General features: G+C 64.4%; 21 protein-coding genes. 11 read left to right on the top strand and 10 right to left on the bottom strand.

The annotated features are described in order from the left end of the window. Positions 1 to 26 precede the first annotated feature (26 nt). Positions 27 to 851 (top strand): Bax inhibitor-1/YccA family protein, encoded by an 825-nt coding sequence (locus K1X41_RS12970; RefSeq protein WP_132202053.1) that lies wholly within the window; start codon positions 27 to 29, stop codon positions 849 to 851. Between the two features lie 81 nt (positions 852 to 932). Here K1X41_RS12970 and K1X41_RS12965 read toward each other — a convergent pair whose 3' ends face one another. Further along, complete coding sequence (locus tag K1X41_RS12965) at positions 933 to 2,297, bottom strand: aspartate aminotransferase family protein (RefSeq protein WP_258566547.1); 1,365 nt, start codon at positions 2,295 to 2,297, stop codon at positions 933 to 935. Between the two features lie 127 nt (positions 2,298 to 2,424). Between K1X41_RS12965 and K1X41_RS12960 the strand changes: the two genes are divergently transcribed. The 7 genes from K1X41_RS12960 (at position 2,425) to K1X41_RS12930 (ending at position 7,624) form a co-directional block, all read left to right on the top strand. Beyond that, on the top strand, positions 2,425 to 2,997 hold the full coding sequence (locus K1X41_RS12960) for a hypothetical protein (RefSeq protein WP_220174785.1): 573 nt from the start codon (positions 2,425 to 2,427) through the stop codon (positions 2,995 to 2,997). Then, a complete protein-coding gene (locus K1X41_RS12955) occupies positions 2,886 to 3,284 on the top strand; it encodes a phosphotransferase (protein WP_220174784.1) in 399 nt (132 codons plus the stop codon). The genes K1X41_RS12960 and K1X41_RS12955 overlap by 112 nt, the downstream gene beginning before the upstream one ends. Next, positions 3,263 to 3,427 carry a hypothetical protein gene (locus K1X41_RS12950; RefSeq protein WP_220174783.1) on the top strand — a complete coding sequence of 55 codons (165 nt, stop codon included), beginning with the start codon at positions 3,263 to 3,265 and terminating at the stop codon, positions 3,425 to 3,427. The genes K1X41_RS12955 and K1X41_RS12950 overlap by 22 nt, the downstream gene beginning before the upstream one ends. Continuing rightward, complete coding sequence (locus tag K1X41_RS12945) at positions 3,424 to 4,071, top strand: GntR family transcriptional regulator (protein ID WP_220174782.1); 648 nt, start codon at positions 3,424 to 3,426, stop codon at positions 4,069 to 4,071. The genes K1X41_RS12950 and K1X41_RS12945 overlap by 4 nt, the downstream gene beginning before the upstream one ends. 117 nt (positions 4,072 to 4,188) lie before the next feature. After that, a complete protein-coding gene (locus K1X41_RS12940; protein ID WP_220174781.1) occupies positions 4,189 to 4,686 on the top strand; it encodes a helix-turn-helix domain-containing protein in 498 nt (165 codons plus the stop codon). Positions 4,687 to 4,854: 168 nt separating this feature from the next. Next, the gene (locus K1X41_RS12935; protein ID WP_220174780.1) at positions 4,855 to 6,459 is read left to right on the top strand and encodes a Na+/H+ antiporter NhaC family protein; all 1,605 of its coding nucleotides are present in this window, start codon (positions 4,855 to 4,857) and stop codon (positions 6,457 to 6,459) included. A 10-nt stretch (positions 6,460 to 6,469) separates the two neighbouring features. After that, complete coding sequence (locus K1X41_RS12930) at positions 6,470 to 7,624, top strand: aminotransferase class V-fold PLP-dependent enzyme (protein ID WP_133615628.1); 1,155 nt, start codon at positions 6,470 to 6,472, stop codon at positions 7,622 to 7,624. Between the two features lie 71 nt (positions 7,625 to 7,695). Here the strand turns inward: K1X41_RS12930 and guaA are convergent, their stop codons facing one another. The 8 genes from guaA to groES form a co-directional block, all read right to left on the bottom strand. After that, a complete protein-coding gene (guaA, locus tag K1X41_RS12925; protein ID WP_132202041.1) occupies positions 7,696 to 9,288 on the bottom strand; it encodes a glutamine-hydrolyzing GMP synthase in 1,593 nt (530 codons plus the stop codon). Positions 9,289 to 9,392: 104 nt separating this feature from the next. Continuing rightward, positions 9,393 to 9,845 carry a DUF3817 domain-containing protein gene (locus tag K1X41_RS12920; RefSeq protein ID WP_133615627.1) on the bottom strand — a complete coding sequence of 151 codons (453 nt, stop codon included), beginning with the start codon at positions 9,843 to 9,845 and terminating at the stop codon, positions 9,393 to 9,395. Between the two features lie 10 nt (positions 9,846 to 9,855). Beyond that, on the bottom strand, positions 9,856 to 10,233 hold the full coding sequence (locus tag K1X41_RS12915) for a hypothetical protein (protein ID WP_220174779.1): 378 nt from the start codon (positions 10,231 to 10,233) through the stop codon (positions 9,856 to 9,858). Beyond that, positions 10,230 to 10,766, bottom strand: a complete 537-nt coding sequence (locus K1X41_RS12910) for an SURF1 family protein (protein WP_220174778.1) — start codon at positions 10,764 to 10,766, stop codon at positions 10,230 to 10,232. The genes K1X41_RS12915 and K1X41_RS12910 overlap by 4 nt, the downstream gene beginning before the upstream one ends. 63 nt (positions 10,767 to 10,829) lie before the next feature. Next, positions 10,830 to 11,951, bottom strand: coding sequence for a GuaB3 family IMP dehydrogenase-related protein (locus tag K1X41_RS12905; protein ID WP_132202037.1), 1,122 nt, complete (start codon positions 11,949 to 11,951; stop codon positions 10,830 to 10,832). Positions 11,952 to 12,123: 172 nt separating this feature from the next. Then, a complete protein-coding gene (gene guaB / locus K1X41_RS12900) occupies positions 12,124 to 13,626 on the bottom strand; it encodes an IMP dehydrogenase (protein WP_132202035.1) in 1,503 nt (500 codons plus the stop codon). Positions 13,627 to 13,698: 72 nt separating this feature from the next. Beyond that, positions 13,699 to 14,622, bottom strand: a complete 924-nt coding sequence (gene rarD / locus K1X41_RS12895; RefSeq protein ID WP_132202033.1) for an EamA family transporter RarD — start codon at positions 14,620 to 14,622, stop codon at positions 13,699 to 13,701. 100 nt (positions 14,623 to 14,722) lie between these two features. Further along, positions 14,723 to 15,019 carry a co-chaperone GroES gene (groES, locus tag K1X41_RS12890; protein WP_132202031.1) on the bottom strand — a complete coding sequence of 99 codons (297 nt, stop codon included), beginning with the start codon at positions 15,017 to 15,019 and terminating at the stop codon, positions 14,723 to 14,725. A gap of 278 nt (positions 15,020 to 15,297) precedes the next feature. On the opposite strand from groES, the gene K1X41_RS12885 reads away from it, so the two are divergent. From K1X41_RS12885 to K1X41_RS12875, 3 genes are read left to right on the top strand one after another with little or no spacing between them, the layout of a single operon-like run. Then, positions 15,298 to 15,819: a DUF4190 domain-containing protein gene (locus K1X41_RS12885; RefSeq protein ID WP_220174777.1), complete on the top strand. Its 522-nt coding sequence runs from the start codon at positions 15,298 to 15,300 to the stop codon at positions 15,817 to 15,819. A 13-nt stretch (positions 15,820 to 15,832) separates the two neighbouring features. Then, positions 15,833 to 16,210, top strand: a complete 378-nt coding sequence (locus tag K1X41_RS12880; protein WP_243735973.1) for a DUF4190 domain-containing protein — start codon at positions 15,833 to 15,835, stop codon at positions 16,208 to 16,210. A 3-nt stretch (positions 16,211 to 16,213) separates the two neighbouring features. Then, positions 16,214 to 17,497, top strand: coding sequence for a class I SAM-dependent methyltransferase (locus tag K1X41_RS12875; protein WP_309478052.1), 1,284 nt, complete (start codon positions 16,214 to 16,216; stop codon positions 17,495 to 17,497). Between the two features lie 185 nt (positions 17,498 to 17,682). Here the strand turns inward: K1X41_RS12875 and K1X41_RS12870 are convergent, their stop codons facing one another. Beyond that, a complete protein-coding gene (locus K1X41_RS12870) occupies positions 17,683 to 18,183 on the bottom strand; it encodes a hypothetical protein (RefSeq protein WP_220174776.1) in 501 nt (166 codons plus the stop codon). Positions 18,184 to 18,249: the final 66 nt, after the last annotated feature.

Raw genomic sequence — 18,249 nt, 5'->3', positions numbered from 1 at the left:
CATACGCCAGGAAAGGATCCCGACGCATGAGCAACCCGGCTCTCAGCAAGAACCCAGCACTGAACGGCAAGACCCTCAGCGCTGATGAGTTGCGCCGCATTTACGACCAGCCAGCTGCCCAGACGCAGCGACCGGGGATCGACACCCCGGCCTCTGAGGCTGGCTTTGGTGCCGAGCAACCGCCCGTCATCGCCCCCTCGGATAAGCCGATGACCTACGAAAACACGATCTCGAAGACGGTGCTCCTCTTTGTCATCGTGCTCGCGTTTGGTGCAGTGGGCTGGTTCATGCCGGTCCTCGCGCTGCCGGCCGCGATCGTCGGCCTGGTGCTCGGACTCGTGAACTCCTTCAAGAAGGAACCGAGCGTCCCGCTCATCGTGCTCTATGCCGTGTTCCAGGGTGTGTTCCTCGGCGGGATCTCCGGGATTTTTGAGTCACAGTGGTCCGGGATTGTGTCGCAGGCGATCATTGGCACGCTCTCCGTGTTCGGTGTCACGCTGCTGCTGTTCCGCAGCGGCAAGGTGCGCACGAGCCCGCGCATGACCAAGATCTTCCTTGTTGCGATCGTAGGTTACGCCGCGTTCTCGCTCGTAAACTTCGTGCTCGTGATCTTCAACCTCACTGACAGCCCCTGGGGTATGCGTTCGGGTTGGTTGGGCGTCGCCATCGGTGTGCTCGCAGTACTGCTCGCGGCGTACTCACTCGTCATGGACTTCGAGCTGATCCAGAACGGCGTGCGCAACCGCGTGCCGGAGAAGTGGGCATGGTCTGCCGCTTTCGGCCTGATGGTCACGCTGATCTGGCTCTACGTCGAGATTCTGCGCATCCTCGCGATCCTGCGCGGCGACTAACACGCGACTGCGTTTCACACGCAGCACTACAACAGCGGGGGTCAGGCATCTGCCTGGCCTCCGCTGTTGTGTGTACGGAGGCTACCCCAGCTCGCGCGTGACCTCGGCGAAGCCCGTAAGGAACCGCTCCGCGTCCACCGTGTCAAACACCAGTGGCGGCCGGATCTTCAGCACGTTTTCGAGGGTGCCAGAGGCGCTCACCAGGATGCGGCGCTCACGCAGTCCATTGACGACAGCGAGCGCGGCAGCCGGATCTGGCTCCCAGCCCTCGTGTGTGTACTCTACGGCCAGGAACAACCCTGCCCCGCGCACCTCGGCGATACGCTCGGAGCCCGCGGCGATCCCGCGGATTCCTGCCGCGAGCGCATCCCCCACCGCGCCCGCGTGAGTGAGCAATTCGCGCTGCTCGATCTCATCCAGCACCGCGTTCGCCGCGGCGATGCTCACCGGGTTGCCGCCGAACGTATTGAAATAGCGCACCTCCGCGCCGAAGCGGTCGAACAGCTCTGGCGAACCGATCACCGCCGAGATCGGCATACCGTTGCCCATCGGCTTGCCGAGCACCGCGAGATCGGGCACGAGGCCGTGGCGTTCGAAGCCCCACCACGATCCGGTGCGGCCAAATCCCGGCTGCACCTCGTCTGCGATATACAGTCCCCCGGCCGCCCGTACGAGTTCCGCTGCACGCGCGAGAAACCCGAGCGGCGCGAGCCGGAGTCCGTCGCTCGACAGCACCGAGTCGACGATCATGCCTGCGAACGGGATCCCGCGTGCTGCGAAGCCCGCAATTGCCGCGGAGATCTGCGCTGCGAACTCCGTGACGGCCGCTGCCCCGCCCGGTCCGCGTACCGAGTCCGGGGCATCGACGAGCGCGACGGTGTCTGGGATCGGATTGCCTGACCCCAGGCTCGGCGAGATTGCCGCCGCCGCCGTGGTGGTGCCGTGGTAGGCGTTGCGGGTGATGATGATGCCCTCACCACCGGTGACCCTGCGCGCAATGCGCAGCGCGAGATCGACGGCCTCGCTGCCCGTGCACGCGAAGATCGCCTGTGTGAGCGGGGCGGGAAAGAGGTCTGTGAGCCGCTCCGCGTAGTCGACCACGCCATCGGTGAGGTATCTCGTGTGGGTGTTGAGTGTGCCTAGCTGCTCCGACACCGCTGCCTGAACTCGCGAGTTACTGTGCCCGACAGCCGGGACGTTGTTGTAAGCATCGAGGAAGTCTGCGCCACTCGCGTCGAAGAGGTGCGCCCCACTCGCGCGGACCGCGTGCACGGGTTCGCGGTAGAACAGCCGATACGGACGCCCGAGCACGTTCTCTCGTCGGGCGATGAGTTCGCGCTCCGCGGGACTGAGGCCGGGAGCGGCGGATCCGTCGTAGCCGTTGACCATGACGGATCGCTGCCCGGTGGTGCCGGCGGCGCCTGTGTCCCGTGCGTCCTGCGTCATCCGCGATCTCCTCTGCGACGAGTGCCCTATCGTAACTTTGGTCACCAATATAGGATACTTTTAGGGAATTGTCCCGTGATTGGTCACCAATACTGGCGCTAGGCGCCCCACCACAGTCGGAGGCGGCATGCACACTCTCACCCTCACCCCGCGCGAGGCCGCGCGTCTGCTCGCGGAAACTCACGGCCTGAAGGCCTCCGAACCGCTCGTGCCACTCGGCAGTGAACTCGCCAGCACGTTCCACGCCACAATTGGCGCCCGCGAGGTCGCCGTCAAGTTGCAGGCTTCCTCCCCCAAAGAACTTGCCGTGCAACGCTGGCGGGCGGCGGTGGCCTCGCGCCTGAGCGCCCAGGGTCACCCTGTGCCGTCGACTCTGCCAGCACGCGACGGCACCATCGTCGGGACGATCACCCACAACGGTGGCGAGGTGGCCATCACGGTCAGCGAGTGGATCGCAGGGACGCCATACGGTGAGCTCGGTGAACAGCTCGATACTGTCGCGTTCGGTCATGCCCTTGGCTCCGCCGCCGCGCGGCTCCAGGCGACGCTCGTCGGAGCACAGCGCCCGCCGCGCCCGATCCAGCATCCGTGGGCCGCGCACACGACGGCGGAGACGATCACGGCACACCTCCCCGGATCACAGATGCCACAATCGCCGAGATTGCGGCGAGCGCACTCGATCTCCTGGCGCGCGTCGTGACTCCCGTTGCCGCGGAGCTCCCCAACACACTCGTGCACCAGGACCTCCACGATTCGAACGTGCTCGCGGACGCGGACGGCGGGATCGCCGCGTTCATTGACTTCGACGACATGTTGGTGGGGTGGCGCGTGGCCGAGCCCGCAATTGCAGCTGCCTACCTCGCGCGGCACACGGATGATCCGAGGGCCGCAGTCGACGCGGTCGCCGCAGGATGGGAGGCGGCTCTTCCTTTGCAGAGGCAGAGCGCCGCGCGTATCGCGCACTCGTGCTCGCACGGCTGGCGCTGAACGCGGTGATCTGGCACGTGCGCGCCGGCGACGGTGGGACGGGTGACGACCGTGCGGCATATGGCGAACTCCGTTCAGCTGGCACCGAGCACACATTCCACGCACTACTCGCGGACGGGTGGGCCGAGGAGAAGCCCGCATGAGCTCGCCGGAGCTCGTGGCAGAGGCGCTCACAGAGCGGATCCTCTCGCTCGAGCTCACTCCGGGGACCCCATTGCGTGAGATCGCACTGGCGGAAACATACGCGTGCTCGCGCCGCACGGCGCGAGAAGCACTCCTGCAACTCGCGCGCGCCGGGCTTGTGAGCCACGAGCGCAATCGCGGGGCTGTGGTGCGAACGTTCACGCCGGAAGACATCAGCGATCTCTACCGGGTGCGGCGCACACTCGAAGGCCAGGGCGCTGCGTCCTGCATCGCCGCACCCCTTGCGCAGTTGCAGGCTGTGGACCAGGCGTACGAGCGACTCGCTGCGTCTGCACGGTCAGGCCAGGACACGGTCAAGCACGCGCTCATGGACCTGCGGTTTCACGCCGCCGTGATCGCCCTGATCGGGAGCACGCGCATCGACAGCTTCTTCGAGCAGATCGCGGTGGAGATGGCCTATGCGATTCGGCTCATTCAGCACGACGAGGTCGCAGAGCGCGTCTCGGAGGCCGAGGTGTTGCGCGATCACGCGCACATCCGGGACGCCGTGCTGGCGCGCAACCCGCTCGAAGCGCAGCGGGCAGTGCTCGCCCACATCGAGGAGAACGAGCCCCGCCTGCTGCGGGTGATCCGTGCCGGGTAAGCGCGCCGGCCACGGAGAGCGCTTCCACTCGGCGCCGGAGACAAGCTGAGACTGATGGTGTGCCAGAATAGCGACGTGCTTGGCGAACGAATCCGCAATCGGCGGCGAGAAATCGGGATGACTGCGCAGCAGCTTGCCAGAGCGGCCGAGCTCTCGCCAGCCCAAGTGAGCCAGATCGAACGCGGAAACAACGACCCGAGCCTCGAGGCCCTCAGGCGCATTGCCCGCGCACTCAACACACCGCTCTTCGATCTCTTCTCCGACCGCGTCGATCAACCCGTTCGCGTCATCCGGGAGGCCGATCGCATGATCATTCGCTCACCGCACGGTGGACTCTCTTACTCGCGCGTCTCCCCCGGCAGCGGCCAGCTCGAGGTGCTTGCTGGTGAGCTTGAGCCGGGAGCCGCTTCCAGCGACACGCTCTGGTCGCATCCGCCCAGTGAGGAGTGTGTGCTTGTTTCCTCCGGCACGCTCACCCTGGAAGTCGACAGCGACACCATTGAGCTCCAGGCTGGCGACAGCGCCTACTTCGAATCACTTCACCCACATCGTTTCGTCAATAACACCGACGCGATGGTGTCGTTCACCATCTCAGTCACCCCTCCCAGTTTCTGAGCGGAGCGACCCGCGCTGTCGCGCCACACTTCGCAGCACCCCTGACACCTCATTATTTATTTCTATTGAAGTTTTCTTTAGTTTGAGTAAACTCGGACACGCGCCCACAGCCGGGCGTTCCCCGCCGCCAAACGCCGGCGTCCGCCAAACTCAGATCAAAGGTGACCTATGAGCCAGGACCGGGCACACTCGCCCCTCACGTTTCGGATAGGCCTATTTGGAGCGTTCATCGCGCCAATCGTCTTCGTCGTTTCGACAATCCTCTTCTTCGTGGTGTTTCGCGCATTCGACATGAACGCACTCACCACAGCAGCGCTCGTTGGCCTCTTCATCGCAGCGCCTTTCGCCCGCGGCTACGACTCCTTCTGGGCCGCGGCGGTGCGCGGAATCTCCTCGCCCACCTCAATCACGCTGATCCTCCTTCTCTTCTCAATCGGCCTCACCTCGTCGCTCATCAAATCAACGGGCATCTCGCAGGGGTTCATCTGGTTGTCGCTCTCACTCGGTGTGCATGGTGGACTCTTCATCGCAATTACGTTCGCCGCCGTCTGTGCCATCGCAATGGCCACTGCATCATCGCTTGGCACCATGTTCACCGCGTTCCCGATCTTCTACCCGGCCGGATTCGTCCTGGGCGCAGACCCGGTGTTGCTCGCTGGCGCGATCCTCTCCGGAGCACTGTTCGGTGACAACCTCGCTCCGATCTCGGATTCGACCGTGATCTCCTCGACCACGCAGCGCTACCGCACCCGACCGGGCACCGCAGAGGTGCCTGGGGTTGTGGGGAGCCGACTGCGCTACTCACTCACGGCAGCAGCCATCGCATTCTGCCTGTTCCTCGGTATCGGCACGCTGGTGTCACCAGGAAGCAGCGCAATCGCGGCCGTGTCCCCAGACGATTTCTCCGCGCAAGGCCTCTGGATGCTCGTGGCGGTTGTCGCCCTGCTGGCCACGGCGATCGTGACCCGCAATATCTTCAAGGCAGTGACCGTGGGGCTCCTCACGGGCATTGTGGTCGGCCTGCTCAGTGGTGTTCTCACCCCAGCTGGAATCATTGGGGTAGAAGACGAGGCGATCACCGGATTCCTGGTCGGTGGTGTGACCAACATCTTGCCCATTATCGGACTCAACATCGGCATCTTCGCCATGCTGGGCGTGCTCGAAAGCGCTGGCGTACTCGATCGACTGGTGTCCAAAGTCGTCACCAGCGGCTGGGTCACCACACCGCGTCGGGCCGAGGTTGCCATCGGGGCCGGCATCCTTGCCACCACCACGCTCTTTGCCGGAGTCAACGGTCCCTCAATGCTGGTGTTCGGGCCGATTGCCGACCGGATCGGTGCGCAGGTCGGGCTCCACCCGTATCGCCGGGCCAACGTGATGGACTGCTTTGCGCTCGGGCTGGGCAGTGTCGTCCCCGTCGTGAGCTCGTTCCTGTTTATTGCGAGCCTCCTCACCTCGGATCAGGGTGACGCGCCGGCACTCGATCCCATGTCGATCTTTACCGGAGCGTTCTATCCCCTTGTGCTGACCTGCGTGATCGCTTTCGCCGTCATCACCGGGTGGGGACGGCGTTACGAAGGAGCACACGGCTCGCTCGAAAAGGACGCCTCGCGAGCCGTCATCATCTCCGAAGCTGACGCCGAATACGCCGCCGAGGCACAGGCACAGGCACAGGCACAGGCACAGGCACAGGCACAAGCACCGGCCGCTGCCGATGTCACCACTTCGGCCCTGAAATCACCGATCTCACCCTCTTCCGCACCCACTTCCTAGGGAGTTCACTATGAATGCCACTGTTCCACCGCTCACTCCGGCTCAATTCCGCGGGCTCTTCCCCGCGCTCGATCACGCCCCGCACTTCGCTTCGTGCAGTCAGGGCGCCCTCTCCGATCATCTCGCCCACACGATGCAGCGCATGACCGCGAGCCTCATCGAAGCTCAGGCTCCGTGGGGGGCGTGGGTCGGCAAAGTCGAAGAGTACCGCACCCTCTCTGGCCGCATGTTAGACGTGGATAGCGAACACGTCGCCGTCCTCTCGTGCGCCTCTGAAGCCGCATTCCAGGTCGTCTCCTCACTCGATTGGAGCGGCGAGCGCAACCGACTGGTGACGTCGGATCTAGAGTTCCCCTCCGTCGGCAATGTCTGGCGCGCACAACAGGGCGCGATCGACGTCATCAACGTTCCGGGAATCGAAGCCTCGCTCCACGCAGAGAATTGGATCCCGCTGATCGACGAGCGCACGAAGCTCGTTTCGATCCCGCTGGTGAGCTATATCAACGGCACACGACCGGAGATCGAGCAGGTGATCGCACACGCACACTCCGTGGGCGCACTCGTGTTCGTTGACGCCTATCAGGGAGCCGGTGTCCTGCCGTTCTCAGCTGCGAAACTGAACTGCGACTTCCTCGTCACCGGCAATCTGAAGTACCTGCTCGGTCTCCCGGGTATCGCAATGCTCTATGTACGCGACTGTGTGAACGTCGAACGCCCGGCCGGCCTCACCGGCTGGTTCGGACGTGTGAATCCCTTTGCGTTCGATGCCGCTGGCGTCGACTACCCCGAGAACGCGCGCCGGTTCGAAATGGGCACGCACCCGATCCCGTCGGCCTATGCCGGTGTGGCGGGGCTCGAGACGGTCGCCAAAATCGACCTGGCAGAGACGTGGAGTCACATCGAAGGGCTGCGAGATCAGCTGGCTGCCGAGCTGGTGGCCCAGGGTCATACCCTTGATTTCCCGCTCGACTCAGCTCATCGCGGACCAGAAGTAGCCATCGTCATGCAGGACCCTGACGCACTCGCGGGGCGCCTTGCCGAGTATCGCATCGGCACCTCGCCCCGTGGTGAGCGGTTGCGGCTCTCGTTCCACGCGTACTCCAACCAACAGGACGTCGACACGCTGGTGCACGCGCTGGCTGAGCTGAACGTCGCGGTCGCGTAGCCCGGCGCTCCGATCCCACACCGAATAGAGCAGGGCCGGCATGTCATACATGCCGGCCCTGCTCTAGTGGCTTACTCCCACTCGATAGTCCCCGGTGGCTTCGACGTCACGTCGAGTACCACGCGGTTGACCTCGGGCACCTGGTTGGTAATCCGGTTGGAGATGCGCGCGAGCACCTCGTACGGGACGCGGGTCCAGTCGGCCGTCATCGCATCTTCAGAGGACACGGGACGCAGCACGATCGGGTGTCCATAGGTGCGGCCATCGCCCTGCACACCAACGGAGCGGACGTCAGCGAGCAACACCACAGGGCACTGCCAAATCTCCTGGTCCAGTCCCGCAGCGGTCAGCTCAGCGCGAGCGATCGCGTCAGCCTCGCGCAAGACATCGAGCCGCTCGCGTGTGACTTCTCCCACGATGCGGATGCCCAGGCCGGGCCCAGGGAACGGCTGGCGCCCGACGATCTGCTCAGGAATGCCGAGCTCGCGGCCGATCGCGCGCACTTCGTCTTTAAAGAGGGCGCGGAGCGGCTCAATCAGTTCGAAGTCGAGATCATCGGGAAGTCCGCCGACGTTGTGGTGCGACTTGATGTTTGCGGTGCCCGCTCCGCCACCCGACTCAACCACGTCGGGGTAGAGGGTGCCCTGCACGAGAAACTTCACGGACTCGCCCTCAGCCTTGGCCTCGGCGACGAGCTCGCGCTGCACCTTCTCGAACGAGCGAATGAACTCGCGCCCGATGATCTTGCGCTTTTCTTCGGGGTCTGTCACACCTGCGAGGTGACCGAGGAACGTGTCCTCTGCCTCAACGGTGATGAGGTGCACACCGGTCGAGGCGACATAGTCGCGCTCGACCTGCTCGCGCTCCCCCTTGCGCAGCAGACCGTGGTCTACGAACACGGCGGTCAGCTGATCGCCGATCGCCTTGTGTACGAGCGCCGTCGAAACGGCGGAATCGACGCCACCGGACATTGCCGAGATCACACGCGCAGTTCCGACCTGTGCGCGAATGCGCTCGATCTGATCCGCGATCACATTGCCAGCGTTCCAGTCAGATGGGATCTCCGCCACGTGGTGCAGGAAGTTCTCCAGAATCTGCTGGCCGTGGTCAGAGTGCTTCACCTCAGGGTGCCACTGCACGCCATACAGTTTGCGCGCAGGCGAACCGAACGCTGCAACGGGCGTGACGTCGGTACGCGCGAGGACGTCGAACCCCTCAGGTGCGCTCTGCACAGCGTCGCCGTGGCTCATCCACACGTTCTGGGTGGCGGGCTGACCGCCGAGGATCGCCCCGCCATCGCCGACCACGGTCGCCTCAGTGGCGCCGTACTCGCGATCACCGGTGTTGCCGACGGTGCCGCCGAGTGCACGCGCCATCACCTGGAAGCCGTAGCAGATCCCGAGCACGGGGATCCCAAGCTCAAAAATCGCGTCGTCGAACTGGGGAGCACCGACCTCGTAGACCGAGGAGGGGCCGCCGGAAAGCACGATCCCGAGCGGGTTCAGCGCCGTGACCTCGGCCGCTGTGACCGTGTGCGGGACGAGCTCGGAGTAGACCCCGGCCTCGCGTACCCGACGGGCGATCAGCTGCGCGTACTGCGCGCCGAAATCTACCACGAGGACAGGGCGCTGCCCGGTGTCCATTTGTTCTGCCTGTGTCGCCATGTTCGAGTGGTGTGGCCTTTCGGATTCGAGAGGGAGTAGATGACGATTCTACTGCGGGAAATCAGATGCACGCGCCACAGATCGGTGCCCGCGCATCGCTGCAGCTATGCCGAGACTTCGGCTTTCGCCGCGTGTGCATCAAGGTAGCCAGTGACCTGACGCACGATCCGTGCTTCAAGGAAGAACGACATGAACGGAATCACACCGCCCAGTGCGATGAGCAAGAACCGCCCAAAGTGCCACCGCATGGGGCTCCAGAGCATGAAGTCGGAGACGAGGTACACCACATAGAACCAGCCGTGAGCGATCAGGATCGCCTTGAACAGGTCGAAGCCCTGCGGCACAAAATCACTGTCGACCCCCTCCGGGGCGAGCGGCACGAATTCTGCGAAGGCGTTCGGGGTGAACAGGAACAACTGCACGTTGAACGCGTACTTCATGATCATCACTGCGACGAGCAGGAGGAGCATGACACCGGTGATCACCGAGGTGACCTTATAGAAGCTCAGCGCCTTGCGAATGCGTGGGTAATCTGCTGGCTTGGGCTGGAGTTGCATGATGTCCATTCTATTCTGAGCGAGTGCGCGTGCCAGAAGCGTCGGCATCGTCTGCCGCCTCCGTGCCATCACCTGCGCCTGAGGCGGCGGCTTCTGCCTCAAGCTCTTGCAGTTCGTGCTCCTTCTCCCACGCATCACGCGTGAGCCGGAACCAGAAGAACACTGCGAAGCCGGCAAATACGACCCACTCAATCGCGTAGAACACGTTGAGCCAGCTCACCGTCTCTGGCGGCAGCGGCGGAACCGAGTCGATTGGGTCGAGGTCAGCGCTCGCGAGGAGCGCAGGAATGTCGCCGTCGTCGTGCAGCACGAGGTACCCCGAGTAGACGGGAGCATCAACGTCGGCCCACACGTTCGCGAAGTGCGCGGGAATCATCGTGCGCATCATCTGCGGATCGTCGCTCGGACCGGGGACCTGCGGCCCTTCAGGCGGCATATACCGGCCCTGGAGGTCGCGTGGCATCGTGAGCGCCGGATCTGCGTCGAGAGCGACGAGCGCCCGCTCTGCCGCGGCCTCGCTGGGTGCCCACCCAATCGCCACGGCGAGGTGCGCGCGCTCAGGGGGTCCGTGATCAGGTGACCCACCACCCACGCACCCGTTTTCCCGGCGTTGTCGCGCGGGGCGACCACGCGGGTGTCGCCGGGAACGAATTCGCCTGACACGTTCACGACCACCCCAGCAGCGTCCTCGGTCACTCCCTTCGCGAGGTCACTCACCTCGGCAAGCGTCCGCGGAGTCTCGGTGTCAACGGTCACCTGGTCGCCAGAGCGCACAGCGATGCCCATCTGCCACTGGCCGAGCCAGGCGAATGCCCCGGCAACGATGAAGGCGCACAGCAGCGCCAGGATCCAGATCGGTCGGCGCATCACCTGACCGAGGGTCGGCTCCCCCAGGTACTCAGGCTTTGACGGTGTCGGCAACTGGTGCGTTCTCGATTCTCGGCTCGGGTGCGGCGCAGCGGGTGCGACGCCGTCGCGGTCGGTCTAGCGTTCGGCGTAGACGAGGCCGACGCGCTGGAACTCTTTGAGTTCGGAATAGCCCGTTGTCGCCATTGCGCGGCGCAGTGCGCCCACGAGGTTTGCGCTGCCGTCCGCGACATGTGCCGGTCCGTTCAGGATCTCGGTGAGCGGGGCTACCGGAGCGACCGCGGCACGTCGGCCACGCGGCAGGTCTTCGTGGTGCGCTTCCTGCCCCCAGTGCCACCCACGACCGGGCGCGTCAGAGGCTTTTGCGAGCGCGCCGCCGAGCATCACCGCATCGGCGCCACAGGCGACCGCCTTGATCATGTCACCCGAGGTGCCGAGGCCACCGTCGGCAATCACGTGCACATACCGTCCACCCGACTCGTCGAGGTAGTCCGAGCGCGCGCCAGCGACGTCGGCGATTGCGGAGGCCATTGGAGCGCGAATTCCGAGCGTTGCACGGGTCGTTGACGAGGCGCCACCGCCGAAGCCAACGAGCACGCCTGCCGCTCCGGTGCGCATCAGGTGGAGCGCCGACTGGTAGGTCGCCGCGCCGCCCACAATCACGGGCACGTCGAGCTCATAGATGAACTGCTTGAGGTTGAGTGGTTCACGCCCCTCGCGGGCGACGTGCTCAGCCGACACGGTGTTGCCGCGGATCACAAACATATCGACGCCAGCCTTGACCACGGTCTCGGTGAACTCCGCAGTGCGGTGCGGTGAGAGCGCACCCGCGACGGTGACACCCGCATCGCGAATCTGGCCGATTCGATCCCGAATCAGCTCAGGGCGGATCGGCGCGGCATAGAGCTCACGCATCCGCTGCAGCGCTGCAGCCTCGTCAGTGATCTGCGCGAGTTCGGCAAGAAGCGTTTCGGGATCGTCGTGGCGGGTCCACAGCCCCTCGAGGTTCAGGACTCCGAGGCCTCCGAGCTTTCCGAGCGCGATAGCCGAATCCGGTGACATCACCGAGTCCATCGGGGCACCGAGCACCGGGATATCGAAGTGGAAGGCATCAATCGACCAAGACGTCGAGACCAGCTCAGGGTCTCGGGTGCGCCTGGTGGGGACCACTCCGATCTCGTCGAAGGTGTACACACGACGTGCGCGCTTGCCGCGGCCGATCTCGATCTCGTTGCTCACCTCAGTAGTCTATCGGGCGTTCTGCTGGGCGCCTCCCGAGGGGCGCACGGGACGCCGATGGCAGCCCCGGCGTGAACCCCGGAAGCCGCTGCCTGCGGCGTTCAGCTCACATCGCACTGAGCCCCGCCCCGATCTGTGATCGGGGCGGGGCTCAGTCGTGCGTGAACGAGATCTATCGCTTGTAGTTCGGTGCCTCAACCACCATCTGCACATCGTGGGGGTGTGATTCTTTGAGACCCGCCGCGGTGATGCGCACGAAGTTCCCGCGCTCCTTCAGCTCGGGGATCGTGCGTGCGCCGACGTAGAACATCGACTGGCGCAGTCCGCCGATCATCTGGTGTGCGACCGAACCGACCGGTCCACGGTAGGGCACCTGTCCTTCGATGCCCTCGGGGATCAGCTTCTCGTCACTCGGCACGTCGGCCTGGAAGTAGCGATCCTTCGAGTAGGAGGTGCGCTCACCACGCGTCTGAAGCGCACCGAGTGAGCCCATGCCGCGATAGTTCTTGTACTGCTTGCCGCCAACGAAGACGAGATCCCCTGGGCTCTCATCTGTGCCGGCGAGCAGCGAACCCATCATTACGGAGGATGCGCCGGCGACGAGGGCCTTGGCAATGTCGCCGGAGTACTGCAGCCCGCCGTCTGCGATCACGGGAACGCCAGCGGGAGTTGCTGCCTTCGCTGCCTCGTAGACCGCGGTCACCTGCGGCACGCCGACTCCAGCGATAACGCGAGTCGTGCAGATCGACCCGGGGCCGACACCGACCTTGATCGCGTCTGCCCCCGCTTCAACAAGCGCCTGTGCACCGGCATACGTCGCAACGTTGCCGCCGATCACGTCGACACCCGCAAATGCGGGGTCTGCCTTGATCTTCGCAATGATGTCGAGCACACCGCGGCTGTCGCCGTTCGCAGTGTCAACGACGAGGACGTCGACTCCGGCATCGACCAGCTGGCCCGCACGCTTCCATGCATCACCGAAGAACCCGACGGCTGCGCCAACACGCAAACGGCCGGCGTCATCTTTTGTCGAGAAGGGGTACTGCTCTTCTTTGTCGAAATCTTTCACCGTGATCAGACCGGTCAGTCGGCCTTCGCCGTCGACAAGCGGCAGCTTTTCGATCTTGTGCTTGCGGAAAATCGCCGCGGCGTCTTCACGCGAAATCCCGACGGGGCCCGTAATCAGCGGCATCTTCGTCATCGCGTCGGAGACGCGCACGTTTGCGCGATCCTTGATCTCGATGAACCGCATGTCACGGTTCGTGATGATACCGAGGAGCACACCGTTCGGATCGACGACCGGCAGCCCGGATACGCGATATTCGCCGCACAGTGCGTCAACTTCAGCGACTGTGGCATCCAGAGTCGTGGTCACGGGATTCGTGATCATTCCAGCCTCGCTGCGCTTCACCCGATCGACCATTTCGGCCTGATCCTGGATCGACAGGTTGCGATGCAAAATGCCCAGACCACCGTTGCGGGCCATAGCAACTGCCATACGTGTCTCAGTGACCGTGTCCATAGCGGCCGAAACAAGCGGGATCTGCAGTGAGATCCGGCGCGTCAGCAGCGTCGAGGTTTCCGCCTCGCTCGGGATGACGTCAGTGTGCGCGGGCAGCAGCAGCACATCATCGTAGGTCAAGCCGGTGAATGCGAAGGGATCACGCTGTTCCATGGGACCTCATCTGTGTTGTGGTTGGAGACCGGTGGGTACGAAGCGGCCAGGGATACGGCCACCGTATCCTCATCAGTCTAAGGGAATTGGGCCGGTTGCGAGCTGCGCCCCGGGCGAACGGCGCAGCTGCAACACCATGTCGGTGATGAGGATCACCAGTGCAATCCACACCGCGACAAACCCGATCCAGCGCCCCGTCGAAACGTCCTCGTGCATCACGAAGTAGCCGTAGAGGAAACCGAGAATCGGGGTGAGAAATTGTAGGAAGCCGAGGTACGAGAGTGGGAGCCGCCGCGCGGACTCACCGAAGAGGATGAGCGGAATCCCGGTCATGACTCCGCTGAAGAGCACGAGTGCCATAATCCCCGGCCCGTGCGTGAACGCGGTGAGTCCCGCGAAACTCGCAACGAGTGCCATCTGCGCCACCGCGATCGGAGCTGTGGTGAGGGTTTCGATCGTGAGACCGGTGATCCCATCAACTGATTCGCCCGCGTGCTTATGCACGGCACCGTAGAGCCCGAATGTGAAGGCAAGGCCAAGCGCGATCCACGGGAAGGAGCCATAGGCGACCGCGGCGATAACAACGCCGACTGTCGCGATGGCGACCGCGATCCACTGCAGGCGCGTGAGCCGCTCACCACGTACCGCAACCCCGATCAGGATCGTGAAGAGTGGATTGATGAAATAGCCGAGAGATGTCTCGATGACATGTCCGCTCATCACCCCGATCACGAAAATCTGCCAGTTGGCGTAGAGCAGCACCGCGGAGAGCGCGAACCACCCGAGGAGTTTCGGTGTGCGCAGGATCTGAACGACCTGCCCCCAGCGCCGGGTGAGTGTCGCGAGAATGGCGCAGAACACGAGTGTCGCGCCAACTCGCCACGGCACGACTTCGAGCGGGTTCACCATGGCGATCAAGCCGAAATAGAACGGGAATGTGCCCCAGAGCAGGTAAGCGCCGAGTCCGTATCCCAATCCTGCGCGAGTCTGCTTCACCGATTCAGTCTACTCCCGCTCGGGACCTCGCACTGCCCACTCCACAAACGTGAACGGGCTCCCCAGTCCGAAGACTGGGGAGCCCGTTGCACACGTGTGATTAGCGCGTGACGACCGCGAGGATGTCGCGGGCAGAGAGCACGAGGTAATCGTCTCCGCCGACCTTGACCTCGGTGCCGCCGAACTTCGAGTAGATGACGATGTCGCCGACAGCGACATCGAGCGGGATGCGGGTTCCGCTATCGGAAACGCGGCCGGGGCCTACGGCGACGACCTCGCCCTCCTGGGGCTTCTCCTTGGCGCTGTCAGGGATGACAAGACCGGACGCAGTGGTCTGCTCGGCCTCGACCTGCTTGATAACGATGCGATCCTCGAGCGGCTTGATGGCAACCGACACAGTTGACCTCTTTCCAGTGTGCGAACGTTCTCGCGCCCGCCCGATGCGAGCGCGTCTACAGCAGAGTCTAGGACTCTCGTTGGCACTCGTGCAAGGGGAGTGCCAATCGCACCGATCGCTCGAAGCGAACGTGGAGGATTTGAGGGGAGCGTGCAGAATCGATCGATTCACGGCGCGAGTCCATGTGAGTGTCAGGCCGCGACGATAGACTGGCACCACAACACGGCGATGGGACCGCGGGCGGTATCCCACGCTTCGAACGGCCCCAAGGAGATCACATGTCGACGCCACAGCACCCCGAACCCGGCGCGAACGTGCCTCAGCAGCCCGGCTACGTCCCGGCAGGCTCGCCAGCATCGGAAACGGCACAGCCAACAGTCCCGCTGCCCCCGTTCCCGGGTCAGCCTCAGCAAGCCCCTGCGCAGCAGCCGTTCGCACAGCAGGCACCTCAGCAGCAGCGGCAGCCCGCTCCCGCATATGCGCAGCCCGCATACAGCGCGGGCCAGACCGCGGCGTCAGTGCCGCAGGGTACGACGCTTGATAAGACCAACACCTTCGCATTCTTGTCGATCATCCTGGCCTTCATTGCCCCGGTCGCCGGCATCGTTTTCGGTCACATGGGTCTGAGCCAGATCAAGCGCACCGGTGATTCCGGGCGCGGGATCGCGCTCACCGGCCTGATTATCAGCTACGCGTGGTTCGCGTTCATTGCGGTCTTCATGGTGCTCTACGTCGGCTTCATCATGCTGATGATTGGTTCGATTGCGGATTCCGCGTCGAGCTTCGGCTACAACTACTAGAGCCGGGGCAGCCGTGAGCCAGGATCGACCGTACGGGGAGGCTGAATCAGCGCAGCCTCCGCAGTACGCACCGCCCAATGGCGCGTACCAGCAGGGTACGTACCAAAACGGCGCGCCCTACTACGTGCCGTACGCGGTACCCGTGCAGGCGCCGCAAACCAACACGCTTTCGATCCTCGCGTTGATCGCAGCATTCCTCGCGCCATTTGTTGTTCCGGTGGTGCTCGGTCACATCAGTCTGAATCAGATCAGACGCACAGGCGAGGGCGGTCGCGGGCTCGCAATTGCGGCGCTCGTGCTCGGCTATATCCAGATCGCGTTCTGGGTGCTCTTCATCGCGTTCATCATCTGGGTCGGAGTCGTCGCCGCCGCAAGCTCCGCGGTTGCGTAGCTAGTGAACCACCGTACGCACCGAGCGTCTTCCACCGCGCCCACTGCGCGGGGTAGCGCAGCACCCGCTCCGGAGCACACCACTCCCCCCGGGTGGGATTTCCTGTTTGAGACAGCCGGCCTCGACGCGCTCAATCGCACCGCGGGTGAGCTTGCAGGCGGAGCAGATCCGACTCAACTGAACACGCTCCTGCGCCGCACCGGGCTGAGCCCAGAACACACGGCAGCGGTTCTGACACAGGCGATGCTGCGCCTCAAAGCGCGGCCAAAGTTCGGCGACCTCGCGATGTCGCTGCTATTTACCCCTTCCGGGCTTGAGCAAGCAACGCGCGGAATCGTTGCCCTGCGCCATGCCGCGCGCTATCGCGCGGCCGGCTGCACCACGGTCGCGGATCTCGGCTGCGGGATCGGCGCAGAATCGATCGCGCTGCTCGGGTCGGGCATCGCACCGCTCGCGGTCGAGATCGACCCGTTCACCGCGCGCGTCGCAGAGCATAACCTGGGCGTCACCGCCGCACACCACCGTCTCCCGACTCCGTCGGTCCGAGTCGGCGACGCCGAGTATGTGGGTCCCGGCGACGCCGATGGCGTCTTTCTCGACCCCGCTCGGCGCACCGCAGGCCACAGCGACACCCGTCGCATCGCGTCTCCTGACGATTATTCGCCCTCGCTGAGCTACGCATTCGAGCTCGCGAACCAGCTCCCCACGGGGATCAAGCTTGGCCCCGGCCTCGACCGGGAACTCATCCCGGACACCGCCGAGGCCCAGTGGGTCTCGGTCGACGGACACGTGGTGGAAACGGGGCTCTGGTTTGGCGCGCTCGCTCGCCACGGAATCACGCGCTCAGCGCTCGTGATCCGGGGCACGGAGTCCGCAGAGCTGAGTGCAGGCGAGGACAGCGCGGACGCACCGCAGCGAGCGCTCGGAGAGTATCTCTACGAACCTGACGGCGCCGTGATTCGGGCCCGCCTGATCGGCCTCCTCGCGGACCGCCTCAGAGCCGGAATGCTGAGCGATGGTATCGCGTACCTCACGTCGGATCGCTTGCTTCCCACTCCGTTCGCAGCCGCGTTCAGAATCATCGACGAGTTGCCTGTGCGCGAGAAAGATCTGCGGCGCGCACTCGCAGACCGCGGTATTGGCACCCTCGAGATCAAGAAGCGCGGGGCCGATGTGGATCCTGCGGCCCTCCGCACCCGGTTGAAGCTGCGCGGTCCGCACTCAGCCACGCTGGTGCTCACACGCGTGGCAGGAGCTCACGTCGCGCTGCTTGCCGAACGAGCCTAACGGGCGGGGCAGCGCGCCTGCCGCGGCCTCGAGTTCCCGGCGGGAGCCGAGCGAGCCGAACGGGGACCGCGCGAGCAAAGCGCGGCTCAGTGCTTTCGGCACCAACGCAACAGGCGGGCCAGAACGAAAGCTCTGACCCGCCTGTTTCTTTGCACGCACGTCACCGCGCGAGCACTCGCGCACTGCTAGCTGTTGGACTGATCCTGCTCCAGCTGCTCCAGCTGCTGCTCAAGCTGCTGCTGCAGATCCGGGTCGTTCGCGATCTGAGAGGCCGCAACCATGATGCCGATCCAGACGATGACGCCAATGACAATCGCCAGCGCACCGGTGATGAGGCCGGTGATTGCCATGCCCTTCGACTGCTTCTTCACGAGGGCAATGATGCTGAGGATCACACCCACAACGCCGAGCAGTGGGCCAAAGCCGGGCACGAAGAACAGCGCGACCGAAGCGACGAGTCCGACGATGCCGAGGATCATGCCCGAGAGCGCGAGGCCCTTGGGCTGTGCGGCGACCGGAGCGTAGCCGCCCTGCGGGGACTGGCCGTACGCGGCAGGAGCCTGCGGCGCAGCCGGGGCCTGGGGCGGGACAGGGGGCAAATTGGGATCGTTACCGGGCAAATTCTCGGACATGAGTTCCTCTGTTTCGACGGGAGCGACACCGAAACTGCCGCTGATTTCACTCAAGCCTACGGAGGTTCTGACGCGAAACGCGAATAAAACGTCCGCTATTCGAAGAAAAAACGAATTCTG

The organism is Leucobacter luti (genome assembly GCF_019464495.1).
Lineage (GTDB): Bacteria > Actinomycetota > Actinomycetes > Actinomycetales > Microbacteriaceae > Leucobacter > Leucobacter luti_A.
This window is presented reverse-complemented; position numbering and strand designations above follow the sequence as displayed.

What these genes read in the sequence shown, in the direction of transcription:
- K1X41_RS12970 (WP_132202053.1), top strand. Translation starts at nt 27, where the DNA reads ATGAGCAACCCGGCTCTCAGCAAGAACCCAGCACTGAACGGCAAGACC.
- K1X41_RS12965 (WP_258566547.1), bottom strand. Translation starts at nt 2,297, where the DNA reads ATGACGCAGGACGCACGGGACACAGGCGCCGCCGGCACCACCGGGCAG.
- K1X41_RS12960 (WP_220174785.1), top strand. Translation starts at nt 2,425, where the DNA reads ATGCACACTCTCACCCTCACCCCGCGCGAGGCCGCGCGTCTGCTCGCG.
- K1X41_RS12945 (WP_220174782.1), top strand. Translation starts at nt 3,424, where the DNA reads ATGAGCTCGCCGGAGCTCGTGGCAGAGGCGCTCACAGAGCGGATCCTC.
- K1X41_RS12940 (WP_220174781.1), top strand. Translation starts at nt 4,189, where the DNA reads ATGACTGCGCAGCAGCTTGCCAGAGCGGCCGAGCTCTCGCCAGCCCAA.
- K1X41_RS12935 (WP_220174780.1), top strand. Translation starts at nt 4,855, where the DNA reads ATGAGCCAGGACCGGGCACACTCGCCCCTCACGTTTCGGATAGGCCTA.
- K1X41_RS12930 (WP_133615628.1), top strand. Translation starts at nt 6,470, where the DNA reads ATGAATGCCACTGTTCCACCGCTCACTCCGGCTCAATTCCGCGGGCTC.
- guaA (WP_132202041.1), bottom strand. Translation starts at nt 9,288, where the DNA reads ATGGCGACACAGGCAGAACAAATGGACACCGGGCAGCGCCCTGTCCTC.
- K1X41_RS12920 (WP_133615627.1), bottom strand. Translation starts at nt 9,845, where the DNA reads ATGCAACTCCAGCCCAAGCCAGCAGATTACCCACGCATTCGCAAGGCG.
- K1X41_RS12915 (WP_220174779.1), bottom strand. Translation starts at nt 10,233, where the DNA reads ATGATGCGCACGATGATTCCCGCGCACTTCGCGAACGTGTGGGCCGAC.
- guaB (WP_132202035.1), bottom strand. Translation starts at nt 13,626, where the DNA reads ATGGAACAGCGTGATCCCTTCGCATTCACCGGCTTGACCTACGATGAT.
- K1X41_RS12885 (WP_220174777.1), top strand. Translation starts at nt 15,298, where the DNA reads ATGTCGACGCCACAGCACCCCGAACCCGGCGCGAACGTGCCTCAGCAG.